22 protein-coding genes are annotated in these 25,789 nt (G+C 39.2%); 1 reads left to right on the top strand and 21 read right to left on the bottom strand.

Annotated elements, in window-relative coordinates:
- Window positions 1–69: 69 nt before the first annotated feature.
- The 14 genes from H0173_RS09790 to aceA all read right to left on the bottom strand — a co-directional run bounded on the left by H0173_RS09790 (window position 70) and on the right by aceA (window position 14,260).
- Entirely contained in the window at window positions 70–777 is a 708-nt protein-coding gene (locus H0173_RS09790) for an ABC transporter permease (protein ID WP_221846162.1), read from the bottom strand.
- Window positions 774–1,622 (bottom strand): ABC transporter ATP-binding protein, encoded by an 849-nt coding sequence (locus H0173_RS09795; protein WP_221846163.1) that lies wholly within the window; start codon window positions 1,620–1,622, stop codon window positions 774–776. Before H0173_RS09795 ends, H0173_RS09790 begins: the two co-directional genes overlap by 4 nt.
- Window positions 1,623–1,751: 129 nt before the next feature.
- Entirely contained in the window at window positions 1,752–2,807 is a 1,056-nt protein-coding gene (locus H0173_RS09800) for a LytTR family transcriptional regulator DNA-binding domain-containing protein (RefSeq protein WP_221846164.1), read from the bottom strand.
- Window positions 2,808–2,995: 188 nt separating this feature from the next.
- Window positions 2,996–4,423, bottom strand: a complete 1,428-nt coding sequence (gene gatB, locus H0173_RS09805) for an Asp-tRNA(Asn)/Glu-tRNA(Gln) amidotransferase subunit GatB (RefSeq protein WP_221846165.1) — start codon at window positions 4,421–4,423, stop codon at window positions 2,996–2,998.
- 13 nt (window positions 4,424–4,436) lie between these two features.
- Complete coding sequence (gatA, locus tag H0173_RS09810) at window positions 4,437–5,894, bottom strand: Asp-tRNA(Asn)/Glu-tRNA(Gln) amidotransferase subunit GatA (protein WP_221846166.1); 1,458 nt, start codon at window positions 5,892–5,894, stop codon at window positions 4,437–4,439.
- Between the two features lie 14 nt (window positions 5,895–5,908).
- Window positions 5,909–6,199: an Asp-tRNA(Asn)/Glu-tRNA(Gln) amidotransferase subunit GatC gene (gatC, locus tag H0173_RS09815; RefSeq protein WP_221846167.1), complete on the bottom strand. Its 291-nt coding sequence runs from the start codon at window positions 6,197–6,199 to the stop codon at window positions 5,909–5,911.
- Window positions 6,200–6,383: 184 nt separating this feature from the next.
- A complete protein-coding gene (locus tag H0173_RS09820) occupies window positions 6,384–7,169 on the bottom strand; it encodes a VanW family protein (RefSeq protein WP_221846234.1) in 786 nt (261 codons plus the stop codon).
- Window positions 7,170–7,310: 141 nt separating this feature from the next.
- A complete protein-coding gene (locus H0173_RS09825) occupies window positions 7,311–7,739 on the bottom strand; it encodes a YueI family protein (RefSeq protein ID WP_221846168.1) in 429 nt (142 codons plus the stop codon).
- A 179-nt stretch (window positions 7,740–7,918) separates the two neighbouring features.
- Window positions 7,919–9,052, bottom strand: coding sequence for a bifunctional cystathionine gamma-lyase/homocysteine desulfhydrase (locus tag H0173_RS09830; protein WP_221846169.1), 1,134 nt, complete (start codon window positions 9,050–9,052; stop codon window positions 7,919–7,921).
- A gap of 16 nt (window positions 9,053–9,068) precedes the next feature.
- Window positions 9,069–9,812, bottom strand: coding sequence for an amino acid ABC transporter ATP-binding protein (locus H0173_RS09835; protein WP_221846170.1), 744 nt, complete (start codon window positions 9,810–9,812; stop codon window positions 9,069–9,071).
- A gap of 13 nt (window positions 9,813–9,825) precedes the next feature.
- Window positions 9,826–10,509, bottom strand: coding sequence for an amino acid ABC transporter permease (locus H0173_RS09840; RefSeq protein WP_221846171.1), 684 nt, complete (start codon window positions 10,507–10,509; stop codon window positions 9,826–9,828).
- Window positions 10,510–10,520: 11 nt separating this feature from the next.
- Window positions 10,521–11,342, bottom strand: a complete 822-nt coding sequence (locus tag H0173_RS09845; protein WP_221846172.1) for an amino acid ABC transporter substrate-binding protein — start codon at window positions 11,340–11,342, stop codon at window positions 10,521–10,523.
- Window positions 11,343–11,529: 187 nt separating this feature from the next.
- Entirely contained in the window at window positions 11,530–12,690 is a 1,161-nt protein-coding gene (locus H0173_RS09850; protein ID WP_221846173.1) for a trans-sulfuration enzyme family protein, read from the bottom strand.
- A 283-nt stretch (window positions 12,691–12,973) separates the two neighbouring features.
- Window positions 12,974–14,260 carry an isocitrate lyase gene (gene aceA, locus H0173_RS09855; protein WP_221846174.1) on the bottom strand — a complete coding sequence of 429 codons (1,287 nt, stop codon included), beginning with the start codon at window positions 14,258–14,260 and terminating at the stop codon, window positions 12,974–12,976.
- 248 nt (window positions 14,261–14,508) lie between these two features.
- On the opposite strand from aceA, the gene H0173_RS09860 reads away from it, so the two are divergent.
- Window positions 14,509–15,765, top strand: coding sequence for an FAD-dependent oxidoreductase (locus H0173_RS09860; RefSeq protein WP_221846175.1), 1,257 nt, complete (start codon window positions 14,509–14,511; stop codon window positions 15,763–15,765).
- Window positions 15,766–16,166: 401 nt separating this feature from the next.
- Here the strand turns inward: H0173_RS09860 and pruA are convergent, their stop codons facing one another.
- The 7 genes from pruA to H0173_RS09895 all read right to left on the bottom strand — a co-directional run bounded on the left by pruA (window position 16,167) and on the right by H0173_RS09895 (window position 25,748).
- Window positions 16,167–17,714 (bottom strand): L-glutamate gamma-semialdehyde dehydrogenase, encoded by a 1,548-nt coding sequence (pruA, locus tag H0173_RS09865; protein ID WP_221846176.1) that lies wholly within the window; start codon window positions 17,712–17,714, stop codon window positions 16,167–16,169.
- A 245-nt stretch (window positions 17,715–17,959) separates the two neighbouring features.
- Window positions 17,960–19,108: a CamS family sex pheromone protein gene (locus H0173_RS09870; protein ID WP_221846177.1), complete on the bottom strand. Its 1,149-nt coding sequence runs from the start codon at window positions 19,106–19,108 to the stop codon at window positions 17,960–17,962.
- A 52-nt stretch (window positions 19,109–19,160) separates the two neighbouring features.
- Window positions 19,161–21,167 (bottom strand): NAD-dependent DNA ligase LigA, encoded by a 2,007-nt coding sequence (gene ligA, locus H0173_RS09875; RefSeq protein ID WP_221846178.1) that lies wholly within the window; start codon window positions 21,165–21,167, stop codon window positions 19,161–19,163.
- 49 nt (window positions 21,168–21,216) lie between these two features.
- On the bottom strand, window positions 21,217–23,439 hold the full coding sequence (gene pcrA, locus H0173_RS09880; protein ID WP_221846179.1) for a DNA helicase PcrA: 2,223 nt from the start codon (window positions 23,437–23,439) through the stop codon (window positions 21,217–21,219).
- A gap of 73 nt (window positions 23,440–23,512) precedes the next feature.
- Window positions 23,513–24,196, bottom strand: a complete 684-nt coding sequence (gene pcrB, locus H0173_RS09885) for a heptaprenylglyceryl phosphate synthase (protein ID WP_221846180.1) — start codon at window positions 24,194–24,196, stop codon at window positions 23,513–23,515.
- A 160-nt stretch (window positions 24,197–24,356) separates the two neighbouring features.
- Window positions 24,357–24,662, bottom strand: coding sequence for a YerC/YecD family TrpR-related protein (locus H0173_RS09890; RefSeq protein ID WP_221846181.1), 306 nt, complete (start codon window positions 24,660–24,662; stop codon window positions 24,357–24,359).
- A 27-nt stretch (window positions 24,663–24,689) separates the two neighbouring features.
- Window positions 24,690–25,748, bottom strand: coding sequence for a DUF3048 domain-containing protein (locus H0173_RS09895; protein WP_221846182.1), 1,059 nt, complete (start codon window positions 25,746–25,748; stop codon window positions 24,690–24,692).
- Between the last annotated feature and the right edge of the window lie 41 nt (window positions 25,749–25,789).

Raw genomic sequence — 25,789 nt, forward strand, 5'->3', positions numbered from 1 at the left:
GGAAATTTAGTAGAATCCTGTAATAAAATTACCACAAAAGTCGAAAAGCTGATGGTGATCCCATCAGCTTTAATCCATCATTCTCTTTCTATAAATAATCACAGCTACTATATAAATAGCAACAACCCATGCAAGAATAACAGCAAGATTAAGCCCAATATCTATGAAGCTAGCACCTAATTCATCTTGTGCGGCTAATTCAATTAATTGTGTATTTGGCAAGAACTCAGCAGCCTTTAAAATGGGATATTTATCAGCAAATACCCCCAAAGCGGAGCCAAAGGTGAATATTCCCATGAACGGCAATATAACGACAGATGCCTCCATCACAGATTTTGTTACTAAACCAAGCACCGTTCCAAGTCCAATATAAAATACAGTCGATAAAGCGATGGCAATAGAAACGGTGAATAGATTAGCAGGCTTGTATTCTGTTAAAAATGCCCCTGCAATAATGACAATAATTGTCCCGATAAAACTAAGAAGACTTTTTCCAGCTAATATTTCCATCGTGTTTACAGGTGATAACATAAGGCCACGCAATGTATTTTTTTCTTTCTCTTCAGCGATAAGAGAACATTGTACATATGCCGCTACTAAACATAAGGTCAAATTTATAATCATATAATGCCCACTTATTTCTTTTACTCCAGCTCTCCCATATACAGCAGCCAAAACGAGTGGCATGAATACAGAGGATGCCACAAACATATTTTTCGATAAATCTTTATAATCCTTTTGTAAAATAGCGATTGTACGTTTCATAGAAAAAATCATGATAATTTCCTCCCTGTTACCTCTACAAAAATATCACCAAGTGTAGGCTCATTTGAATAAATCGATACAACTTTATTTTCTGTCATATAGGCATACATCTCTTGCGCTCCGTTAGGTCCTCGATCAATAATCTTTTTCGAGCCATCACTTAACTCTACGGTTAAGGTTGGATCAGCGAATTTTTGGCGCAATGCCTTAGGTGAATCAAGTAATCGAATTTTTCCATCATTTAAAAATGCCACACGGTCACAAAGAGTTTCCGCTTCCTCCATATCATGAGTGGTTAAAAAGATTGTCGTCCCTTGCTCCTTTAGATTTTCCATGCCTTTATAAATATGCTTCGTATTAACAGGATCAAGTGCAGACGTTGGTTCATCCAGGAACAATAGTTCAGGCTTATGCAAAAATGCTCTTGCTAACGTCACTCGCTGCAGCATCCCTTTTGAAAGCTTCGACACTGCCTTCTTACTTACTTCTTTTAGATTAACCATTTCTAACACTTCGTCGATGCGGGAATAAGGCACATCGTACAAATCGCAATAGAGCTTTAAATTATCATATATCGTTAGGCGAACATAAAGCCCGCTATTATCTGTCAGCACACCAATTTTTTTGCGGTAGCTAGCAGCCTTTAATTTCGAAGCTGGTACACCAAAAACTAAAGCTTCTCCATCTGTCTGAGCCATCTGAGCAGTTAATATTTTAATGGTGGTCGTTTTTCCGGATCCACTAGGGCCTAAGAAACCGAAAGTTTCACCCTTTTTTACTTGGAAGGAAACACTTTCTAACGCAATTTGATTTGAAAACATTTTTGCTAAATTTGATACTTCAATAATATTCTCCATTTCCATCCTCCTGTGAAGGTTTACTTGACCTGACTCAATCGTATTAAACAACTTAATCCTTCACATTATATTTCCGATGAAAAGAGTGATTATGAAGGTGAATGGAGTATTTTTCATGTGGAATGGAGCTTATTTTAGCCCTAACATTCCCTTTAGTTCAGCCATTTTTGTTTTCGATAATGGAATAGATGATTTTTTCACATCGCCCAACACTAAAGTAAAGCTGTTCCTAGTCCAAGTCACGACTTCACGAACCTTCTGAAGATTCACTATGTAGGAGCGATGACATCTGAAAAATCCATATGGATGCAGCCGTTGCTCTAGTTCTGACATTGTGAACACACTTGGATACATTTCCCCTTTAATGAAAATGTTCGACTGCCCATCACTGCTCTCAATATAATCAATTTCGGGCGGATCGAATAAAACGATTTTGTCATTTACCTTTGTAGGGATTTTCTCAAAGCGGACAGGCTGGATTATAATTTCCTCGTCCGTCTGCTTTGCGTCCTCTGTCAAAATCGCCTCTTTGGCATGCTCATCCTCTGATATCACGTCAAGAGTAAGCAGACCTCTCTCATCTAAACGATAAACCCGATTCGTCACAGAAAGTGCGGTTTCCATATTACTTGTTAGAATTAAGACCGCCTTCCCTTGCTTCTTTAATTGTTCCACTATCTTTAAAAATACACGTTTCGTTTCTAAATCAATGTTCTGATCAGGCTCTTCAAAAACATATAGAGATGGATTTTGATAGAGTAATCGCCCAAAATGGGCTCTTCGCTTTTCTGAATACGTTAATTTGCCAAATCGAACATTTTCTTTTGTCTCAAGCCCAACCATTTGAAGGACTTCAGTAAGTGAAAGTTCTGAGTCAAATAACTTTTTATAAAATGATAAATTATCCTTTACACTTAATCTCTCATATAAGGCATCCTCTAAGCTGAAAAAGCCGGTCTCTCTTAAATATTTCTTTCTATTTTGTTTTTCCTTTTGCCCATTAATGACGATTACACCATCTGTTATTGGCATTTCTCCTATAAGTAATTGTAATAAAACACTCCGTACATTCGTATTTGAATGGATCGCGGCAACCTCACTCTTCGAAACTTCCAAGCTGAAAGCCGGAAATACTAATGTATGCTCAACATGCTTTTCTAAATCCTTGATTAATAAAATACTCAAATCTATCACCTTTAAATGTTTATTCATTTTAGAAGATTACTTGGTAATTATAACCTATTAGAGAGTTATATTCGTTCAATATCAGAAAATGCATGTCACAATTCCTCTTATTAGGCAGTATTTTATTATTTCTTAGGAAATATTGTCGAATAGAAAAAAGCTGATGAGGTTAGTCATCAGCTTTTTTCTTATCTTTTCTTCAATTCCTCTAATAATAATTTGTTTACTAACGGAGGATTTGCTTGTCCTTTTGTTGCCTTCATGATTTGTCCAACAAAGAAGCCAACTGCTTTCTCTTTACCGTTTTTATAATCATCAATGATTTTCGGATTATTATCCAAAACTTCAGTGATAATTTTTAGAAGTGCTCCTTCATCAGAAATTTGAACTAAACCTTTCGCTTTCACGATTTGCTCTGCATCGCCGCCGTTTTCAATTAATTCCTTGAAAACAGTCTTGGCAATTTTTGAAGAGATCGTACCGTTTTCAATCAGCTTGATCATGCCAGCAAGACCTTCAGGTGTCAAAGCCGTTTCAGCGAGCTCTTTCTTTTCTTCCTTTAAATACGCGGAAACATCACCCATAATCCAGTTGGAAGCTTGCTTTGGTTCTGCACCTGCATTTACTGTTGCCTCAAAGAAATCTGCCGTTTCTTTTACAACCGTTAAAACAGCTGCATCATAAACTGGTAAACCTAGCTCTTCCACATAACGTTTCTTGCGCTCATCTGGAAGCTCAGGAATTTCCGCACGGATGCGCGCCTTCCAATCTTCATCAATATGAACATCTAATAAATCCGGCTCAGGGAAGTAGCGGTAATCCTCTGATCCTTCCTTTACACGCATAAGGATCGTTGTATTTGTAGCCTCATCATAGCGAAGCGTTTCTTGACGAATTTCACCACCAGAAAGAACAATCTCTCTTTGACGCTTTTCTTCATATTCTAATCCTTTACGAACAAAGTTGAAGGAGTTTAAGTTCTTCAATTCTGTTTTCGTACCGAATTCCTCTTGGCCAACTGGGCGAATAGATATATTAGCATCACAGCGCAGTGATCCTTCTTCCATTTTACAATCAGAAACACCTGTATATTGAATGATGGATTTTAGTTTTTCAAGATAAGCATATGCCTCATTTGGCGTACGAATATCTGGCTCTGATACGATTTCAATTAATGGCGTTCCTTGGCGATTATAATCCACTAAAGAATAGCCAGCACCATGTGTCAGCTTTCCAGCATCCTCTTCTAAATGGATACGAGTGATACCGATTTTTTTCTTATAGCCGTCCACTTCGATTTCAATCCAGCCGTGCTCCCCAATCGGCTTGTCAAATTGAGAAATTTGGTAAGCCTTTGGATTGTCCGGATAAAAATAATTTTTACGGTCAAATTTTGTCACTGGCGCGATTTCACAGTTTAACGCCATTGACGCCTTCATACCGTATTCAACGACCTTTTTATTTAGGACCGGAAGAACGCCTGGATAACCAAGGTCAATAACTGTTGTATTTGTATTCGGCTCTGCACCAAAATGGTTCGGGCTCGCCGAGAAAATTTTTGAATCTGTTTTTAATTCAACGTGTACTTCAAGTCCTATTACCGTTTCAAATTCCATTTTTTCTCCCCCCTTACAGTACCGGTTTTTGTTTGTGATGTTCTGTTGCCTGTTCAAAGGCATGTGCCACACGATAAACAGTGCTTTCGTCAAAATGCTTGCCGATAATTTGCAATCCTAACGGCAGACCATTGTCAAAGCCACATGGAACAGAGATTCCTGGCACTCCTGCAAGGTTCACCGGAATGGTTAAAATATCATTCGCATACATTGTTAGCGGATCATCAATGTTTTCGCCAATTTTGAAAGCAGGTGTTGGTGTTGTCGGTCCAACAATGACATCATATTTATTAAATACTTCATGGAAGTCATTTTTGATTAAAGTACGTACCTTTTGTGCCTTTTTATAATAAGCATCATAATAACCTGAGCTTAATGCAAAGGTTCCAAGCATAATACGGCGTTTTACTTCATCGCCAAAACCTTCTGCACGAGTCTTTTTGTATAAATCGATTAGGTTTTCAGCATTATCAGTTCTGTATCCGTAGCGTACGCCGTCAAATCTTGCAAGGTTGGCTGAAGCTTCAGACGATGATAATAAGTAATAAGTCGCTAACGCATACTTAGAATGCGGCAGGGAAACTTCCTCCCAAGTAGCTCCTAATTTCTCAAGGACCTTTAGAGCATCTAAGACAGACTGACGAGATGCCTCACTTACTCCTTCTCCTAAATATTCTTTAGGCACTGCAATTTTTAAACCTTTAATATCGCCTGTTAGCGATTGTACAAAGTTTGGAACCTCGATGTTCGCTGAAGTAGAGTCCATTGGATCTAAACCAGAAATAGCTTGCAGTAAATAGGCATTATCTTCAACTGTGCGCGTAATTGGCCCAATTTGATCTAAGGATGACGCAAATGCCACCAATCCAAAACGTGATACACGGCCATATGTTGGTTTTAACCCAACAACTCCACAGAAAGAAGCTGGCTGTCTAATGGAGCCGCCAGTATCAGATCCTAATGAAAATAATACTTCCCCAGAAGCAACAGAGGCTGCAGAACCGCCAGAAGATCCGCCTGGTACTGTTTCTAAATTCCAAGGGTTGCGTGTTTTTTGATAAGCGGAATTTTCATTGGATGAGCCCATGGCGAATTCGTCCATATTTAATTTACCAATTGTAATCGTTTCCGCATTATGTAATTTATTTACAACAGTAGCATCATAAATAGGATCGAAGTTTTCTAATATCTTACTCGCACACGTTGTACGCAAACCTTTTGTCACAATATTATCCTTAACCCCGATTGGCATTCCAAATAGAAGCCCTTTTGATTCATCCGTTCCTAATTTTGCATCTTGCTTCTTAGCTTGTACACGTGCATTTTCTTCATCTAATGTTAGAAAGGCTTGTACCTTATCTTCAACCTCGCCAATACGCTTGTAGGATTCATCCACGAGGTCTGTAACGGAAATTTCTTTCTTTTGTAAGAGCTCATGAAGCTCAGACACTTTATGATGGAATAAACTCATCTATGTTTCCCCCCTTACTCAAATGTAGCTGGAACTTTTACTTGTCCGTCTTGGTGTTCTGGTACATTCTTTAGAACCTCGGATTGCGGTAACCCTTTCTGAGGAATATCCTCTCTCATCACATTTTTCATATCAAGTACATGGGATGTAGGCTCAACATGCTCCGTATCTAATTCATTTAGCTGCTCCGCAAAAGAAATCATCGCATCCAGCTGTTTCGTAAACATTTCTGCATCACTTTCCGTAATAGCCAGTCTTGCCAAATGGGCTACGTGTTTAACTTGTTCAGTAGAAATTCTAGACAATATTCGACACCTCCAAGTGTATAATTCGATAGACACAATAATATTGATAATATCAAACTTTCACACGTTAAAGCAATATTAAACCTTATGATATCTAACTTCTCTGCCATTTTACCATGAGATTCGACAATACGCAGTGCAAAAAAAAGAAACCAGTAATCATACTAGTTCCGCCATTCCATTTTTACATTTGTTCATTCATTTCAAGCAACGGCTCATACATCATAATCGCATGATTTTCAGTAACATAATCATCGCTTACTAGCTGGTTTTGCCGATTATAAACACGCCTATAAATTTCATTATGGCGGAGGTAGCCTCCCCAATAGGCTGGGGTAATCGCATGATTTTTTTCATAAACCTCGTATCGATAAAGAGCCGGCTCCTTGGCACGCCATTCCCCCGCCAAATGAGTATCAGTCAGGTAAAGATGAAGCTGAAAGGGCTGATTCGTTTCATTTTTTATTTGGAGATCAAGATAATTATACGCGCAAGTGGCTCCGCTTCCAAAAGGCTGGGTACGGTTAGAATCGGGAAACACATCATAACTGTGCCGATGTCTTTCTGTAACCGTTAACGGGCTATGTAACGTAATCCAATAGATCAAATTGGATAATTGGCATAATCCCCCTCCGACCCCTTTTGTAAAGTTTCCATAATGAAGGACCATTCCATCCACATATCCCTTTTTGTATGTAGTCTTCCCCAGCAGTTTCCAATATGAAAATGTTTCCCCTGGTCCGATGACGATTTTGTTTAATCTGGGAATCGCTTGTTTTAGATTAATCGTTTTATTGTACTGTAATGACATGTCAACATCTTTTAATTTCCTCATTAAAATCGTTTGATGCTTAAATACGGAGTATGGAAAAAGCTCTTCACTTTTCTTTTTCGCATATTTCTTCCCATCCGTTACCCATTCAAAATAGCGCCTTACTGTGTAGTAATACTTACCTGCTTGAATGCGCATCGCCGATCTTTTCTTTGGCCTTAAGTCAACTGGATTAACGATTTCTATCACCACGCTTCACTTTTTCATAAAATTTAACATATTTATTAAACTTTTATCAGGGGCTTTAGCATTAAAATAGGAGCCTTTTTCCTGGCCCCTTTATCGTTTCGAAAATAGCGAGAAAAATCCTTTTTTCTTTTTTGGCTCTATGATCTTTGGTGCTTTCTTTTTCACATAAATCTCTTCCTTATCAATTGCATAATCATAGGCAAGCGCTAAGCCAATTTCTGAATTGTAGTCTTTATTGGTTACCATTGTATATTCGACTTGATATTTAGCAGCGATTTTCGTGTATTTAGAGAGCTCTTCGTAATTCATATTTCCATTTAAGTAGAGATGGGCCTTATTATTATTTTTCAGTGCCTCTTCAACCTGAGGGTAGATGCCTTTCTCTCTGATTTGTGATTGTGTAAGGGCAATCACAATTCTTTCCCGCAAAGTTCCAAGAAACCTCCGTCTTTCATCCGGCTTTGTCTGCTTCTGACCGTGAATTCCCTGCATAATATAATCATCAATATTTTTAGACATGATTCTACCTCCTGCTCGTTAATCCGTACTTTCTATTACAATGCCATATTTTTCATAAGAAGGGCTATTATTATGTATGTATGTTTGTTAAAAGAGGTGCCTCCATTAAATTTTCGTCATAAAAAAACTGCTGGAACCATATTCATGGAACCTGCAGTTTTCCGTTTTTATCTCACAAACTAAGATAAGGCTTGCTCTAAGTCCTCAATTAAATCTTCGACATCTTCAATTCCTACAGAAATTCGAATCAATCCATCGGTGATACCCAATTCTTGGCGGCGCTCAGCCGGGATTGATGCATGTGTTGTCCTTGCAGGAACACTGATTAAGCTTTCCACTGCTCCTAATGACACAGCTATCTTATAGTATTTTAATTTCGATAATACTTCATCTGCCTTTTCAGCATTTCCGACGTCAAATGAAATCATTCCGCCAAAGCCTCGCGATTGCTTTTTAGCTAACTCGAATTGTGGATGATTTTCTAAACCTGGATAAATTACACGAGAGATTCCGCTTTTTCCCGACAGCCATTGAGCAATCGTCCGTGCATTCGTTTCATGCTCTTCCATCCGAATGCCAAGAGTCTTTGCCCCACGTAATAAAAGCCAGGAATCCTGAGGACCTAATACCGAACCTATGGCATTTTGCACGTAGTGAATTTCCTCTCCAAGCTGCTGGTCTTTGGCAACAGCTATTCCCGCTAATACATCACTATGGCCGCCTAAATATTTTGTCGCGCTGTGAAGGACAATATCTGCACCTAGTTCAAGCGGATTCTGCCAATACGGTGTCATAAAGGTATTATCAACAATTAACCGTAACCCATTAGCCTTTGCCATCTCAGCAATAGCAGCGATATCACTGATTTTTAACAATGGATTCGTTGGTGTTTCTAGAAAAATAGCACGTGTATTCGTTTGTATCGCTTTCTCTATATTTTCTAGATTCGTAGTATCCACAAAAGTAGCTTCTAAACCTAAACGAGAAAACACACTGCTTACTACGCGGTATGTACCCCCATATACCTCATCTCCCACTATTATGTGGTCGCCATTATTAAATAATGAAAGAACAGTAGATGTCGCGGCCATTCCAGATGCAAAGGCACATCCGCGAGCTCCACCCTCTAATTCAGCCATATACACTTCCAAAGCATGGCGGGTCGGATTCCCAGTACGAGAGTATTCATATCCTTTGTGCTTATCAATTGCTTCCATACTATATGTGCTTACTTGAAAAATCGGTACGGATACGGCACCTGTATGCGGATCTCCGTCAATTCCCCCATGAATTAACCGGGTTTTGATTCTCATAACCAATAGCCCCTTCTTATGAACAAATTTTATTCAAAAATTGCAGTGTCCGTTCATTTATCGTATTCTCAAAAATTTGCTGTGGTGTCCCTTCTTCCATAATTATCCCATTATCAATAAATACGATCTTATCTGCAGCCTCACGTGCAAAGTTCATTTCATGAGTGACTACAACCATAGTCCTACCCTCTTTAGCCAATTCTTTCATTACTTTCAATACCTCTCCTACTAGCTCGGGATCTAACGCAGAAGTAGGTTCATCAAAAAGCAGGACTTTAGGTTCCATCGCCATTGCTCGTGCGATTCCTACACGCTGCTGCTGTCCTCCGGATAGCTGAAAAGGGTAGTGGTTTGCACGTTCCTTTAAGCCTACTTTTTCTAGTAAGTGAAGGGCTTTATCACGAGCAAGCTCCTTTGCTAGCTTACGAATGATGACAAGACCTTCCATCACATTTTCCACTGCAGTCATATGCGGAAATAAATTGTATCCTTGAAATACCATTCCTGTCTGCTGCCGGAACTTAATGACCGTATCTTTTGGAATTGATTTTTTATCTTGAAACTCTAAGGAAAAGTCCCCTAACTGGATTCCCCCTTTTGTAGGGACTTCAAGTAAATTTAGGCAGCGCAGCAAAGTTGTTTTCCCTGATCCTGAAGGCCCAATTATACAAACGGTGTTCCCTTCCTCGACTTTCAAATCAATTCCTTTTAAAACCTCGGTATTTCCGAACTGTTTATGGAGATTCCTTATCTCAATCACATGTGTATCCCCCTTAGCCCGTTACATAATGATCAAGCCGTTTTTCCATACGTCCTTGAATGTTAGAAAGAACTGTACTGAACATTAAATAAATAAATGCTGCCAAACAATAGAGTACCAATGGCTCGTATGTTGTTGCCGTAATTTGCTGGGCTACTCTAAACATTTCTGTAACAGTAATAGTCGCAGCCAATGAGGTATCCTTTACCAAACTGATAAAACTATTTGATAATGGCGGAATAGATACCCTTGTTGCTTGCGGAAGGATCACCCTTCTTAATGCTTGGCGATAGCTCATCCCGATGGAATATGCTGCCTCCCATTGCCCTTTTGGAATCGAAAGAATCGCTGCCCGAATAACTTCAGAATTATAAGCCCCCACACTTATCGTAAAGCCGATAATTGCTGATGGCAGCGGACCGATTGTAATCCCAATGCTTGGCAACCCATAGAAAATAATAAATAGCTGTACAAGCAATGGAGTCCCCCTAATCACCCAAACATAAAACCTTGCAATTGCATCAAGAATTTTAATTCCTGAGATTCTGCCCATTGCAGTAAACAAAGCAAGTATGAGTCCCAGAAAGAAAGAGATCAAGGTCAAAGGAACAGTAAAAGCAATCCCTGCCTTTAACATCGGTAAAAAGGAGCTTATAACAATATCAATGATCCGTTGCGTTCTTTCATCAGCAAACATTAGGATTCTCCTTATTTAGAAACATCTTTTTGAAAGTATTTTTCTGAAATGCTTAAGTATGTTCCATCTTGCTTCATGTCGGCTAGTGCTTTATTTACTGCCTCAACAAGCTCTGTGTTGCCTTTTCTAAACATAATTCCCATTTTTGATGGTTCGTCAAGCTCTGCTGCCATTTTCACGGGTGCATCCGGCTTTTGCTTTTTAAAATCTAGAAAAGATAAACCATCGTTTACGACCGCATCTACACGTTTTGATACTAATAAATCAATCGCCTGATTAAACCCCTCTACTCCTACGATTTCTGCACCATGTGATTCGGCAATATCTCTATAATTACTAGTTAATGATTGAGCAGATTTTTTTCCTTTCAAATCTTCAAATGTTTTCATTGTGTCATTATCAGCATGCACAATTAAGTAAGGCTTTGACACAATATACGACTCGGAAAAATCGTACTTTTCCTGACGGTCAGGACGAATACCCACTTCGTTAGCAATCATATCGAATCGCTTTGAATCAAGCCCTGCAAATATCCCATCCCATGGCGTTTCAATAAATTCAGCTTTCACTCCAAGCCTTTTTGCAACTTCCTCAGCGATTTCAATATCAAATCCAGTCAATTTCCCTGAAGCATCGTGGTAGCTAAACGGTGCATACGTTCCTTCTGTACCAATTTTAATAACGCCATCTGCTTTTACTTGCTCTAGCAGATTTTTAGTCTCAGCAGCCTTTTGATCCGACTGTGCGGTCTCCTGATTTTGTGTTTTTCCGCATGCTGCTAAAACAAGTGAAGCAAGCAGTGCGAAAACAATTAGTGTTAAACTCTTTTTCATTGATTTTCCTCCTTTGGTTTTTGGAAAAAATTACAAAAATCTTTTCCGACTAATTCAATAAGAATTATCAGTTTGTTTTTCATTATACTCCATTAATAATAATTAGACTATTAAAAAAATTATATTTTTTATTTTTTTACTATCCCGATGCTTATTATCACCTTTGTTTTTTTCATAAACGTCCGTTTTAATTTTCTAATGCCTTTTCAAGATCCGTCCATATATCTTCTACATCTTCAATTCCAACTGAAAAACGAACAAGGCCATCTTGTAAACCGGATTTTTCTCTTTCTTCTTTTGGCATTATTGCATGAGTCATAGAAGCTGGATGTTGAATAAGTGTACCTACGTCTCCTAAAGAAACTGCTAACGTACATAGCTTCACTGAATTCATCATTTTGACACCTGCTTCATATCCACCCTTCACGACAAAAGAAATCATCGCTCCAGGGCCATTCATTTGTTTTTTCACGATATCCTTATCCTCAAAACTTTCTAGACCTGGAAAATACACTTTTTCGATCGCCTTATGTTTTTCTAAACGTTGTGCTAAAATTTGTGCATTTTCCTGTGAGCGATCCATGCGAATATGTAATGTCCGTATCCCTTGAGAAAGTAGCCATGCGTCCATTGGGGCCAAGGTTGCTCCCATTGTCTTCTGCACCTCTTTTCTCATAAGCCCAATGATTTTCTTGCTGGAAATCACGAGTCCGCCAATTAGATAGCCATGACCAGACAGATATTTTGTTGCACTATGAACAACAATATCAATTCCACACAAAATGGGATTTTGCAAATATGGCGATAAAAACGTATTATCAACAACCGTTAAGACATCCTTTTTCTTGGCAACTGCCGCTACGCTCTCCATATCTACTAATGTAAGGGTAGGATTAGAAGGGGTTTCAAAGTACACCACTTTCGTCTTATCCGTTATGTGTGGTTCAAGATCTTCTCCTTGCTTAAACGGTACAAAGGTAACATCAATTCCAAATTTCTTGACTGTATCAGATAAAAATGCATGCGTCGCTCCATATAATGCTGTGTGTGCAACAACATGATCTCCTGCCTGTAAAATTCCTAAAAGGCAGCCTGTTATTGCAGCCATTCCCGATGAAAACGCTAAACAATCCTCTCCAAATTCTAATGAAGTAACCTTTTCTTCCAGCTCCCGTACATTGGGATTTCCTAACCGTGAATACATAAATCCTGGATCTTCTCCTGCAAAGCGTTTAGCTCCAATCTCAGCATTATCAAATACAAACGTTGAAGTCATATACACAGGGGAGATGTGTGAGCCATGTCCTGGATCTTTATTTACTTTTACAAGTTTTGATGAGTAGTTCATATTTTTCCCTCCAAATTTTTTCTTTTTACTTTTTGTAATTATTAATCTCTATGCAAAAAAACTGCCCGCTATCTAAGCCTAGTAAAATAAATATTTTCATTTTTGCTGTCGTTTAAAACAAATCATAGCAATATGACAATTTTTTTTACTCAGAAAAAATCCTCCCTTCAAATGAAGAGAGGACAAAATGGGAGAAAAAATGGTCAAAAATCACGATAGAATGACGGATTAAAAATCATACTTAGTAAAAAAACTGCTTAGAAAAAAATCTACTGCATAATGCTTACTGCTGTACTGATGTAAATTGCGCCTCTTCCGTTGATCCCTTTAATGCAGTCGTGGAAGAGGTACCACCTGTAATTGTCATGGATACTTGATCGAAATATCCTGTCCCCACCTCCCTTTGGTGTCTAGTTGCTGTATAGCCATACTCCTCACTTGCAAATTCAGCCTGCTGCAATTGCGAGTAAGCTGCCATGCCGCGATCCCTGTAGCCGCGAGCTAACTCAAACATGCTGTGATTTAGAGAATGAAAGCCTGCTAGCGTTACAAACTGGAACTTGTAGCCCATTTTCCCAAGCTCAATTTGGAACTTGGCAATGGTTTCGTCATCGAGCTTGCTCTTCCAGTTGAAAGAAGGCGAACAGTTATAAGCTAGTAGTTTGCCAGGGAATTTCTCATGAATGGCCTTCGCAAAGCGTCTAGCCTCTTCTAAGTCAGGCTCTGCTGTTTCACACCAAACCAAATCTGCATATGGTGCATAGGCTAAGCCCCTAGCAATCGCCTGGTCTAGACCTGCTTTAGTTCTAAAGAATCCTTCTGGCGTACGATCTCCTGTAATAAAAGGCGCATCATAAGGATCTACATCACTCGTAATTAAGTCAGCAGCGTTTGCGTCTGTTCTTGCAACAACTAGAGTTGGCACCCCCATAACATCTGCTGCTAATCTTGCTGCAATTAGATTTTTAACTGCTGTTTGCGTTGGCAGTAACACCTTACCACCAAGATGTCCGCATTTTTTCTCAGAGGATAATTGATCCTCAAAATGGACACCTGCTGCACCTGCTTCAATCATTCCTTTCATTAATTCAAACACATTCAGCTGACCGCCAAATCCTGCCTCTGCATCAGCCACAATGGGAGCAAACCAATCTATCGAGGAATCTCCTTCTAAATGATGTATTTGGTCAGCACGCTGAAGCGCTTGATTAATCCGCTTGACTACATTAGGTACACTATTCGCTGGGTACAAGCTTTGATCAGGGTACATATTGCCTGATAGGTTAGCATCTGCTGCTACTTGCCAACCACTTAAATAAATGGCCTTAAGACCTGCTTTTACTTGCTGTACAGCCTGATTTCCAGTCAAAGCTCCTAATGCATTCACAAAATCCTCTTCATTAACTAGCTTCCAAAGCTTTTCTGCTCCCCTTCGTGCCAGCGTATACTCAATATCGATGGAGCCTCTTAACCTAATAACTTCTTCTGCCGTATACGTTCTTTCAATGCCTTTCCACCGCTCATCCATCGCCCAGTTTTCCTGTAATTGCTTTACTCTTGCCTCAGTCATTTTTACTCCTCCTTTAATTTTAAATTTGATCCGCCTCTTGTTGTTATACCACAATACCCTTTACTCAATTTGTATTATATAACAGCATCTTTTAAAAAGAAACCCCATTTTTAAAATTTTTAGAAAATTGGTTAAAAAGAAGTACACTAGCTTATTTATAATAATTATTAAAAAAGTTTGACTTTCATATAATATTAATATTATTATAATAGTAAGATTAAGTTAAAATTGTAGGGGGATTTCCAAAAATGTCTAAACCAGAAATTATTGTATATAGCAGTACTGGCTGCCCATACTGCGAAAAGGTAAAATCCTATCTAGACGAAAATGGGTTTAAATATGAAGAACGCAATGCATCTATACATAAAGAATATTTTGATCAGCTAAAGGAGCGTAAAATTTTTGGAACACCAGCAACACTTATAGATGGCAAATTAGTATTAGGCTTTCAAGAGAAAAAGTTTAAAAAGCTTCTAAACATCGGAGAAGAGTCAAGTACTACTGTTCCAATGGAAACTAATACAGATGCAGAATCTGTTTTTCATTCGGTAAATGAAAAGGTACTTGATGAAGTTTATGATTTTGTGACAATTGGCGGCGGACCAGCTGGTGCCTCAGCAGCGGTTTATGCAGCACGCGGAAAATTGAAAACATTAGTGATCGACAAGGCACCTAAAGCTGGAACTCTTGCCATTACTCATAAAATTGCAAACTACCCAGGAGTAAGAGAGGAATTAACAGGACTTGAGCTCCTTGAGAGAATGCAGGGACAGGCTAAAGATTTCGGTGCAGAGTTTGTTCGTTCAACCGTTCTATCTGTTGATTTTTCTGATGAAATGAAAAAGATAGAGGTAGCGGAAGGCACAATAAAGGCGAAAAGTGTTTTTATTGCAGTAGGCGCTAAGGCACCATCTAACAAGATTAATGGGGAAGAAGAATTTACAGGACGGGGTGTTAGCTATTGCTCTACTTGTGATGCCGCTTTCTATCAGGATCAAGTCGTGGCCGTTGTCGGAGACAATGAAGAAGCCATTCATGAAGCTGAGACACTTGCAAAGTATTGTAAAACAGTAAAACTGCTGATCCCAACAGAACAGTTAAAAGGCGAAGTGGATCTGACAGCATTAGAAAAAAATTCAAACGTTGAAATTTATAAGCGCCATCGTCTAAGAGAAATTATCGGCTCAGACAGTGTTGAAAAAATTGTCATTCTAAATGATAAAAAAGAAGAAGAAACTTGGGAAGTAGATGGCGTTTTCTTATATCTTGGGGGTATGAAACCTGGAACTGACTTCCTGCAAAATGCAGTAATTAGAGACGCAGAAGGATATGTGCTTGTAGACGATCATCTTCGTACGAATGTAGAAGGAGTTTTTGCCGGAGGAGATGCAAGGCGTACACCGATTAAACAAGCAGTTATTTCAGCAGCAGACGGAGCCATCGCAGCTCTAAGTGCTGAACAGCATGTCAATAAACGGACTAAATTGCGTCCGCAGTATAGTTAATCTGGAACCAACCTAATTGATTGTAATTTTATATTTCTAGTTTGAGTGCTGTAAAATCAGCACTCTTTTTTTTACTAGCCTTCTCTTTATTGTGCAGAAACTATTACATAGAATCATTCAACATCAGCGCTTCTCTTCATCACACAGAAAAACCATTACATTAAACCCTTCATTGTCAGCGTTTCTCCTCACCATATAGTAAAACCATCACATTAAACCATTCAATGTCAGCGTTTCTCCTCACTATACAGTAAAACCATTACATTAAACCATTCAATGTCAGCGTTTCTCCTCACCATACAGTACAACCATCACATTAAACTTCAATGATAACGTTTTTCCTCAGCGTACTGACATGCAACAAAAAAAGTGATCCCCCAACGAGGACCACTTTCTATAAATTAAAACATTTCAGATGTTGTCTTAGCTTGCATGTGAAGAAGCAAGTAATCAGGTCCGCCCGCTTTCGAGTCTGTTCCTGACATGTTGAATCCGCCGAATGGCTGGTAACCAACAATCGCACCAGTACAGCCGCGGTTGAAGTATAGGTTACCAACATGGAAATCTTCACGCGCTTTTTCAAGATTCATTCGGTTGTTGGTAATAACAGCACCTGTTAAGCCGTACTCTGTATTGTTTGCAATTTCTAGGGCATGGTCGAAGTCTTTTGCCTTTGTGAATCCAACTACAGGTCCAAAGATTTCCTCCTGCATAATACGTGCTTTTGGATCAAGATCAGCAAAGATTGTTGGCTTAATGAAGTAGCCTTTTGAATCGTCTCCTTCGCCGCCTGTCATTAATCTGCCTTCTTGTTTTCCAATTTCAACGTATTCCATGATTTTATTATAAGCATTTTGGTCGATAACAGTTGCCATGTAATTGTTCGGATCTGTAGGATCGCCTTGTGTTAATTGATTTGTTAATTCAACAGCACGATTTAACACTTGATCATATACATCTTCCACAATAACAGCACGAGAACATGCAGAACATTTTTGACCTGAGAAACCGAATGCTGAGTAAACAATGGATGTTGCAGCTAATTCAAGATCAGCCTCTTTATCCACGACAATCGTGTCTTTTCCGCCCATTTCAGCAATTAGGCGCTTCATCCAGATTTGGCCTTCATTAATTTTTGAAGAGCGTTCAAAAATGCGAAGTCCTACTTCACGTGAACCTGTGAAGCTGATAAAACGTGTATCTTTATGATCAACTAAATAATCGCCGACTTCTGCACCGCTTCCTGGTACGAAGTTAAGCACACCTGCTGGAAGTCCAGCCTCTTCCATTACTTCAACAAATTTTGCAGCTACAATTGGCGTAGTAGATGCTGGCTTTAATAACACAGTATTCCCTGTTACAATAGCCGCAACGGTTGTACCAGCCATAATAGCTAATGGGAAGTTCCAAGGAGAAATGATAATTCCTACTCCTAAAGGAATATAATCGTAACGGTTATATTCATTCGGACGGCTATTTACCGGTACACCATCTTTGATGCGCAGCATTTGACGGCCATAATATTCTAAAAAGTCGATTGCTTCAGCTGTATCAGCATCTGCTTCATTCCACGGCTTTCCAGCTTCTTTCGTTAATAGAGCAGAGAATTCATGTTTACGGCGGCGGATGATTGTTGCTGCTTTAAATAATACATCTGCACGTGTCTCTGGTTTTACTTTTCTCCAAGTTTTGAAAGCTTCGACAGCGGCCTGCATTGCTTTTTCGGCTAAATCGCGGCTTGCCTTTGACACACGTCCAATTATTTCATCTTTTTTGGCAGGATTGTATGAAACAATTTTATCATCAGTCGAAATTCGTTCTCCGCCAATAACTAAATCATAATCTTGACCTAAGTAGCCTTCAACGGTTTTTAAACCATCTAAATATGCTTGGTGGTTTTCCTTCACTTTAAAGTCTGTAAATGGTTCATGTCTGTAAGGTTGTACCATTCTATTCGCCTCCAAAAAATCTTATAAAATAACAGTGAACAATTAAAGATTGAGTAGTTTCACTGTTATTTTCACATAATATTTTCATCCATTTCCCATTTTACCATGTTTTGATTTTACTCTTCAAACAACAAGGGCTGCATCGTTCGGAACGAGAAGAGCCTATAATAAATAATAGACGATTCCTCATCCTTTAATATTTTATACGAATACGCAATTCTAAGTCTTCCAGTTCATCTCAATTATTATTGATAAATATGCACAAACGGCTCACTGGAGCCCGCCTTCCGGACGATAAGAGCTTCAGGTCCATATACTGAAGAAACATTCACTTCCACAGAGATATAATCTGGAAAATGCTTCATCACAAGACCTGTTACATATTGTGTAAAGCCCACTCCTTCTGCTTTTCCATAAAACTGGATAGGTATGTTTATGGATAGATCCTGTAATTGCCCTCGTACATAAAAAGCCTGTCCGATGACCCCGTTAAAATTCGGGAAATAGGATTCGACGTCTTGTTTAAAATTTAAGAAAGCAGTTAAATCATCACGATGATTATCAGATGCATCTGTTGATGGAAATTGTACATACTTCTCATCAATTTTTTCCCATCCGCCTAGGTTGTTGCTTCCTTTTGAGGCATTAGCATAGGCAAAGAAATTACCAGGGACAACAGATTTTTTGCTCTGCTGTTCAAATAACGCAATTGTAATGGGCACATCTTTCAGTTCATCCATATTTCGTAACCGGCTTAACACTTCTTGAGCTAGCTTCTTTCCTTCACGTTCCAGTTCATCATGGGGAATTTTCGTTTCATAAGTAGGGCCGTACTGGATTTTCTGATAGTAATAAACAGAATTTAAAGCTAGACCTATGACAACTCCCGCAAGCTTTACCTTGCCTTCATCATTCTTGATAAGGAAATTATGCTCTAAAATATGTGCTAAATATTGAGGAGTTTCTTCATTCCCATTATCTAGCGGATTCAGACCAATGTTTTCCTCTTCTGTTAGCTTGTTTTCTTTCAATTGTTCAGCTGTATATTTTCGATTTAGCCATAGTTTGACAGTTTTTCTTTTCAAGTATTGCCCTTCCTGAAAGAGATACTTATCTGGGTCAAACGTATTTTGTGCCACTCTCATAAGACCTGTCTCAAATTCAGTAATATCATATTTAGAATTAAGATTTGCAACAACTAATCCCCTTGATTCACTTGGTTTAAATGGCAAAATCGTACGGTAGTATTTATCTGAAATTTTATAGTTTGGAATAATTGCTTTCTCTTTAGCATCCTCTTTTTCATGAACGACTTCATCCTGTTCATTAAACTTCGGTGCACACCCGGCTAAAAGAAGACTGAGAGAAAGAGCAAGCAATAATATTTTTTTCATGGTTTACCCACTCTCTTTTCATAACCTTAAATTAGAAAAGCGCAAGCGCAATTCAGTTCTGTAATTCCTCAACAAGTCTCTCTTCATCCCAAATTTCGATGCCTAATTCTTGAGCTTTCGTTAGCTTTGAACCGGCATCTTCTCCGGCAATAACGATATCTGTTTTCTTGCTGACACTTCCTGATACTTTGCCGCCTAGGGCTTCGATCTTTTCTTTTGCATCATTTCTTGACAGCATTTCAAGCTTTCCTGTTAAAACGATCGTTTTCCCTGCAAAAATGGACTCTGAATCTTGGACAGATACGAGCTTTGGTCCTGTATATTGCATGTTAACTCCTGCATCTCTTAATTCCTGCAGCAGCTCTTTCACTTCATCCTGTTCAAAAAAAGTAACAATAGAATCAGCCATTTTCTCGCCAATTTCATTAATTGCAATTAAATCTTCATGGGTCGCTTTTTCCAGGTTCTCCATTGTTTCAAACACCTGTGCAATGGTCTTGGCTGCTTTTTCTCCAACGTGACGAATTCCTAACCCAAATAATAATTTTTCCAAAGAATTTTTCTTAGAAGCTTCAATTGCATCCAGCAAATTATTGACTGATTTTTCTCCCATTCGCTCAAGCCCAATAAGCTGTTCGTATGACAGTTTGTATAAGTCCGCAACATCTGCAATTAGATTTTCAGAAAATAACTGTCCTATCACCTTTTCGCCTAAGCCATCAATATTCATCGCATTTCGCGACACAAAGTGAATAAGGCCCTCACGGATTTGAGCAGGACATTTAGGATTAATACAGCGAAGTGCTACTTCCCCATCAAGTCGGATTAGATCACTTTCACATTCAGGACAGTGAGTCGGCATGTGGAATTCCTCTTCCTCACCTGTTCTTCGATCTGTTAGAACATTGACAACCTCCGGAATAATGTCTCCAGCTTTTTTTACAACGACTTGATCTCCGATTCGAATATCCTTTTCACGAATTAAGTCCTCATTATGCAGAGAAGCACGCTGTACAGTTGTTCCAGCTACACGAACAGGTTCAAGAATCGCAGTTGGTGTAACAACGCCTGTTCTTCCTACGCTTAATTCAATGCCCGTTAAGGTTGTAATAACCTCTTCAGCAGGAAATTTATAAGCAATCGCCCAACGCGGACTTTTTGCTGTTGTCCCAAGCTGCTCCTGCTGATCAAGAGAGTCAACCTTGATCACAATTCCATCAATATCATACGCTAGTTCAGGACGTTCTTTTGTCCACTTTTCGATATATTGAATGACTTCATGGATACCTGCACACTTTTGCCGTTCTTTATTTGTTTTAAAGCCAAGTGTATCTAAAAAGTCCAGAGCTTCACTATGAGATTCAATATTTTCTTCACCCGTATCTGTTACACTGTACAGAAAGACATCCAGGTTTCTTGATGCTGCAATACGCGGGTCCAGCTGGCGCAGGGAGCCTGCTGCCGCATTTCTAGGATTTGCGAAGAGCTCTTCGCCCTTTTCCATTCTTTGTTTATTCAAAGCCTCGAATGAACGCTTCGGCATAAACGCTTCTCCGCGTGCCTCCAGCGAGACTCCCTTATTTAATCGCAAAGGAATGGAACGAATCGTGCGAAGATTGGCGGTAATGTTTTCTCCTGTGGAGCCGTCACCCCTCGTCGCACCAAGGACAAATAATCCATCTTCATATCTGAGTGATACAGCGAGTCCATCGATTTTCAATTCGCAAACATAAGTAAATTCATCCCCCACAATTTGGCGGATACGACGATCAAAGTCCAATAAATCCTGTTCATTAAAAGCATTGCTAAGACTGAGCATTTGCGATTGGTGCTGTACCTTCTCAAACATGTCCAGCACTTCTCCGCCAACTCGCTGTGTTGGAGAATCGGACGTTTTCAATTCTGGAAACTTTTCTTCCAGAGCAATCAATTCCCGCAAAAGCTTATCGTACTCTGCATCAGAAACAGAGGGCTGATCCAAAACATAGTATTCATAATTATATTGATTCAAGAGATTTGTTAATTCATTCACTCTCTTTTCTGCGATTTGAAGGTCCATTTAGTCAACCCTTTCCTTAAAAACTACTGCGATTCCGCACACGTCAATTTTACCCCTTCGTTATTGGAGCAAACTTAGCAAGTAATCGTTTTATGCCAACTGGTTTAAGGAAGGCAATATCAAGTTCTACTCCTTCACCTTCACCCTTTACGCTCACAACGGTACCCGTTCCCCATTTGCCATGGACAGCTTTGTCGCCGACTTTCCAGCCAAGCTCATCGCCGCCTGTTGCATTCATGGCAGGGCGAATAACTGGCTTTCTTGGAGTTGGTCTCGCCGCTGAAGAGCCAAAAGCAGTGTTTTCAAAAGGTGAAGAGGATCTTTTTGCAGGCTGTCCTTCAAGCAAATCATCAGGAATTTCCTTAATAAAGCGAGAAGGCGGGTTCATACTTGTTCGTCCAAACAATGTTCTCATTTGAGCGTTTGTTAAGAAGAGCTCTTCCTCCGCTCTTGTAATACCTACATAAGCTAGTCTTCGTTCTTCTTCCATTTCTGCCTCTTCCATTAAAGAACGGCTATGCGGGAAAACACCTTCCTCTAAGCCAATTAAGAAAACAGTTGGGAACTCAAGTCCTTTAGCAGAATGGAGTGTCATTAGGACAACTGCATCCGCCTTTTCTCCATCATCATCTAATTTATCGATATCTGCTACTAACGCCAAATCCGTCAAAAATGCTACTAAGCTTTTATCTTCGCTAGCTTCTTCAAAGCTCTTCGTTACGGATAAAAATTCATCTAAGTTTTCAAGACGGCTCTGAGCTTCAATCGATTTTTCAGCCATTAGCATCTCTCGGTATCCGGTTTTATCTAGTACCTCTTCTACTAATTCCGTTACCGATAAATATTCCTGCATCGCAGTATAATTATTGATTAGATCCCTAAACTCAGCAGCTGCCTTTGTGATTTTTGGACTTAATCCGATTAATTCAACGGATTGAAGCGCATCGAACATTGTCATATCATGAAGCGATGCAAAGTTAGCAATCTTATCAATCGTTCCCGAGCCGATGCCGCGTTTTGGGACATTAATGATTCTTTGCAAGCTAATATCATCATCCGGGTTGGCAATCAATCTTAAATAAGCAAGTATGTCTTTAATCTCTTTACGGTCATAGAACTTAATTCCGCCAACGATGGAGTACTCAATATTTGATTTGAGCAGCACTTCCTCCATCACTCGGGATTGGGCATTTGTACGGTATAAAATAGCTATATCTGATAAATTACGTTTCCCATCTTTCGTTAGCTCTTTTATTTTTCCGACAACGAATTGCGCCTCTCCTTGCTCACTATCCGCCCGATAATAGAAAATCTTGTTTCCTTCATCATTTTCCGTCCAAAGATTTTTCGGCTTTCGATTCATATTTCTTGAGATGACTTCATTTGCAGCATGAAGAATTCTTTTTGTAGAACGATAATTTTGTTCTAGAAAAATCGCATTTGCATTAGAATAATCTTTCTCAAAGGAAAGAATATTTGCGATATCGGCCCCGCGCCAACGATAAATGGATTGGTCTGAATCCCCTACTACACAAAGGTTTCTAAACCTTGCTGCCAAAAGCTTTACAAGCATATATTGTGCACGGTTCGTATCCTGATACTCGTCAACGTGGATGTACTGAAACTTTCGCTGATAATACTCAAGCACTTCTGGGACACGCTGAAATAGCTGGATTGTCGTCATAATTAAATCATCAAAATCCAACGCTTGATTTCTTCGAAGTCTCTTCTGATATTCCGTATATACATCACTTACAACTTGCTGATAATAATCCCCCGTCGTTTTTGAAAATTCTTCAGGTGTTGTCAGCTCATTTTTCGCGGAACTAATCGTCCCAAGTATCGCTCTAGGATCAAATTTCTTTGGATCTAAATTTTTATCCTTTAATATAGCCTTAACAACAGACTGCTGATCTGTAGTATCAAGAATCGTAAAATTCCGATTAAAGCCGAGTCTGTCAATATCCCTTCTTAATATCCGCACACACATAGAATGGAAGGTTGATATCCAGATCTCATCTGCCGCTCCGCCCATCATCCTCTGGATTCTCTCACGCATTTCGCGTGCAGCTTTATTTGTAAAAGTAATTGCTAAAATATTATATGGGTTAACTCCTTTTTCAACCATTAAATAAGCAATTCGGTGTGTCAGCACTCTCGTCTTTCCACTGCCCGCACCAGCCATAATTAATAGTGGACCGTCAGTAGCTTTTACCGCTCTTTGCTGCTCTGGATTAAGCCCATTTAAAAGTTTATTTGTTAAAAAATTCATTTCCTTTTCTTCACCACCATAAAAACATATGTTCTTATTTATATATTAATTCGTTTTTCTCTTTAATACAACCTTAACGAACAGCCTTTACAGTATCTAAAGCTGTATTAATGTCAGAATAAATAATGTTTCCCACGACAATGACATTTGCAAGAGCAGCCATTTCTTTAGCCTGTTGAACGGTTTCAATTCCCCCGCCGTAAAATAAAGTTGTATTCTCAAGAGTCTTCCGTACATCAGACAATAATCCAGGGTCGCCGTATTTCCCGCTATATTCTAAGTAAAAGATAGGGAGATGGAACATTTTCTCTGCCATCATGGCATATGCCTTCACATCGTCATTGGATAAATCTGTTTGGGCATTTGTCAGTTTAGCTGCTTTGCACTCTTCATTAAGAATACAATAGCCCTGAACCAGTATTTCCTCCCAATTCATAATGTCTCCATATTCTTTTACAGCTTCATGGTGAAGACCTGTTATCCATTTTGTTTCATTGCTATTTAATACCGTCGGAATAAAATATAAATCAAATCCCGGTGTTATGGCTTCAATAGAAGATACTTCAAGCACACACGGAACAGTATAGCGGCGGATCCGCGCCATCAAATCCAATACCTTATCAAGAGTAATTCCATCGGTTCCGCCAACAATGAGTGCATCCGTTCCTGACTCACAAATCTTCTCTAAATCTTCATCTGAAATATATTTATCTGGATCGAGCTTAAACACATGTCGCCACTCGCGAACATCGTACATCCATACTTCCCCCATTCTATCATTCCATTTCAACATTATAGCATTTGTGCCATGAATCAAAAAGTATAGAGCAGAACAACCAAAATCCATATATGCCGATATTTTCAAGTCATAAGAAAAACCGCAGGAACATAGACCCACGGCTTTTTCATAGTATTTCTTATTTAATCGTTTCGTCTTCCTTAATCCGTTCTAGTGCCATTTCGTAGGCATCATTGCCATAGTTTAGGCAGCGTTTTACACGTGAAATTGTTGCTGTGCTTGCTCCTGTTTCCGTTTCAATCTTATGATAAGTCTTTCCTTCGCGAAGCATACGCGCTACTTCGAGTCGTTGAGCTAATGATTGGATCTCGTTCACTGTGCATAAATCATCGAAAAAACGATAGCATTCCTCTAAATCCTTCAAAGACAGTACGGATTTAAATAACTGATCCAGCTCTTTTCCTCTTAATTTATCAATTTGCATATACTCAAACTCCTTTTAATATAGATTCTATTTCTTCACATCAAAAGAGACAGTTTGTTCTAATCCTGGACTAGTAGGAATGACATTAATCCATGTTTTCCCTGGTACAAGTCCAACCTTTTCTCCATTTAATACCGGCAGAATTTTACCATCAATATTTTTCCAGTCAACAGCCTGCCATTGCCCCTTTTGAAGAAGGTACGCCCTACCTCCCGAGGTAAAGTTAATCTTTCTGCGCCCAGCAGAATCTATCACTTGGTGATCTGTTTCTACAATAAAAATATTATCAAGAAGCACTGGCTCCCCTGTTTCATGATCAACAGTTAATTCACCATTGGAATAGCGTTTATATTTTTCAATTGATTCATCATATTCATAGATTGCATTGAATAACTTGCTGTTATAATACGAGACCATTGCGGCTTTAGCTTCTTCTCCGTGTAAAGCTTCTACTTCCTTTTTAGTAAGGAAAGTTAGTGCAGGAGGAGCTTCTTCCATTTTATAATTCCTTTGTTCGGCACCCTTCAAAATATTTTCAAAGGAGCTATAGGAATTGTGCGGAGCTTTTCTATCATTAGAACGGTAAAAAAGAGTCCCATCATAGTTCATCCCATTTAAATTATCCATATAGCCGCTATCAATCATTGCTTTCGCATCAGGGCTATATCCGTGAGCGATATAAAGACTATCATAGCCTTTAGCAAGTTCCATGTAATAATCTCTTGCGCTTCTGATCGGCCCTATTTTCTCAGGATGCTCACTTTGGAAAATAGCAAGAAACCTTGTGACATCTCCTTCTGCAAGCACTTCATAAACAATGTCAGCCTTGTTAAGACCAGATTGCGGACGTGCCTGCGGATGGTTATTAATCATCACAGCTACCGAACGGCCACTTGCCTCTTCCTCGGAACCTAGTCCGGTTAGCGGAAATGCATAGGGCAGTTCCTTTTCTTCGGAAGCTCCATCTTGTTCATCAGCAATTGCTTCTTCATTTTCATCCTCATCAACTACTGACTTTTCATTTTTACTGCATCCTGAAACAAGCAGCATTAACGCCGCAAATGCAGCCATCCATTTTTTTGACATGAAGACACCCCTGTGTAATGTTGAATTTTCTACTGTAATTG

This window comes from Bacillus sp. S/N-304-OC-R1, from assembly GCF_019749375.1.
GTDB lineage: Bacteria > Bacillota > Bacilli > Bacillales > Cytobacillaceae > Cytobacillus.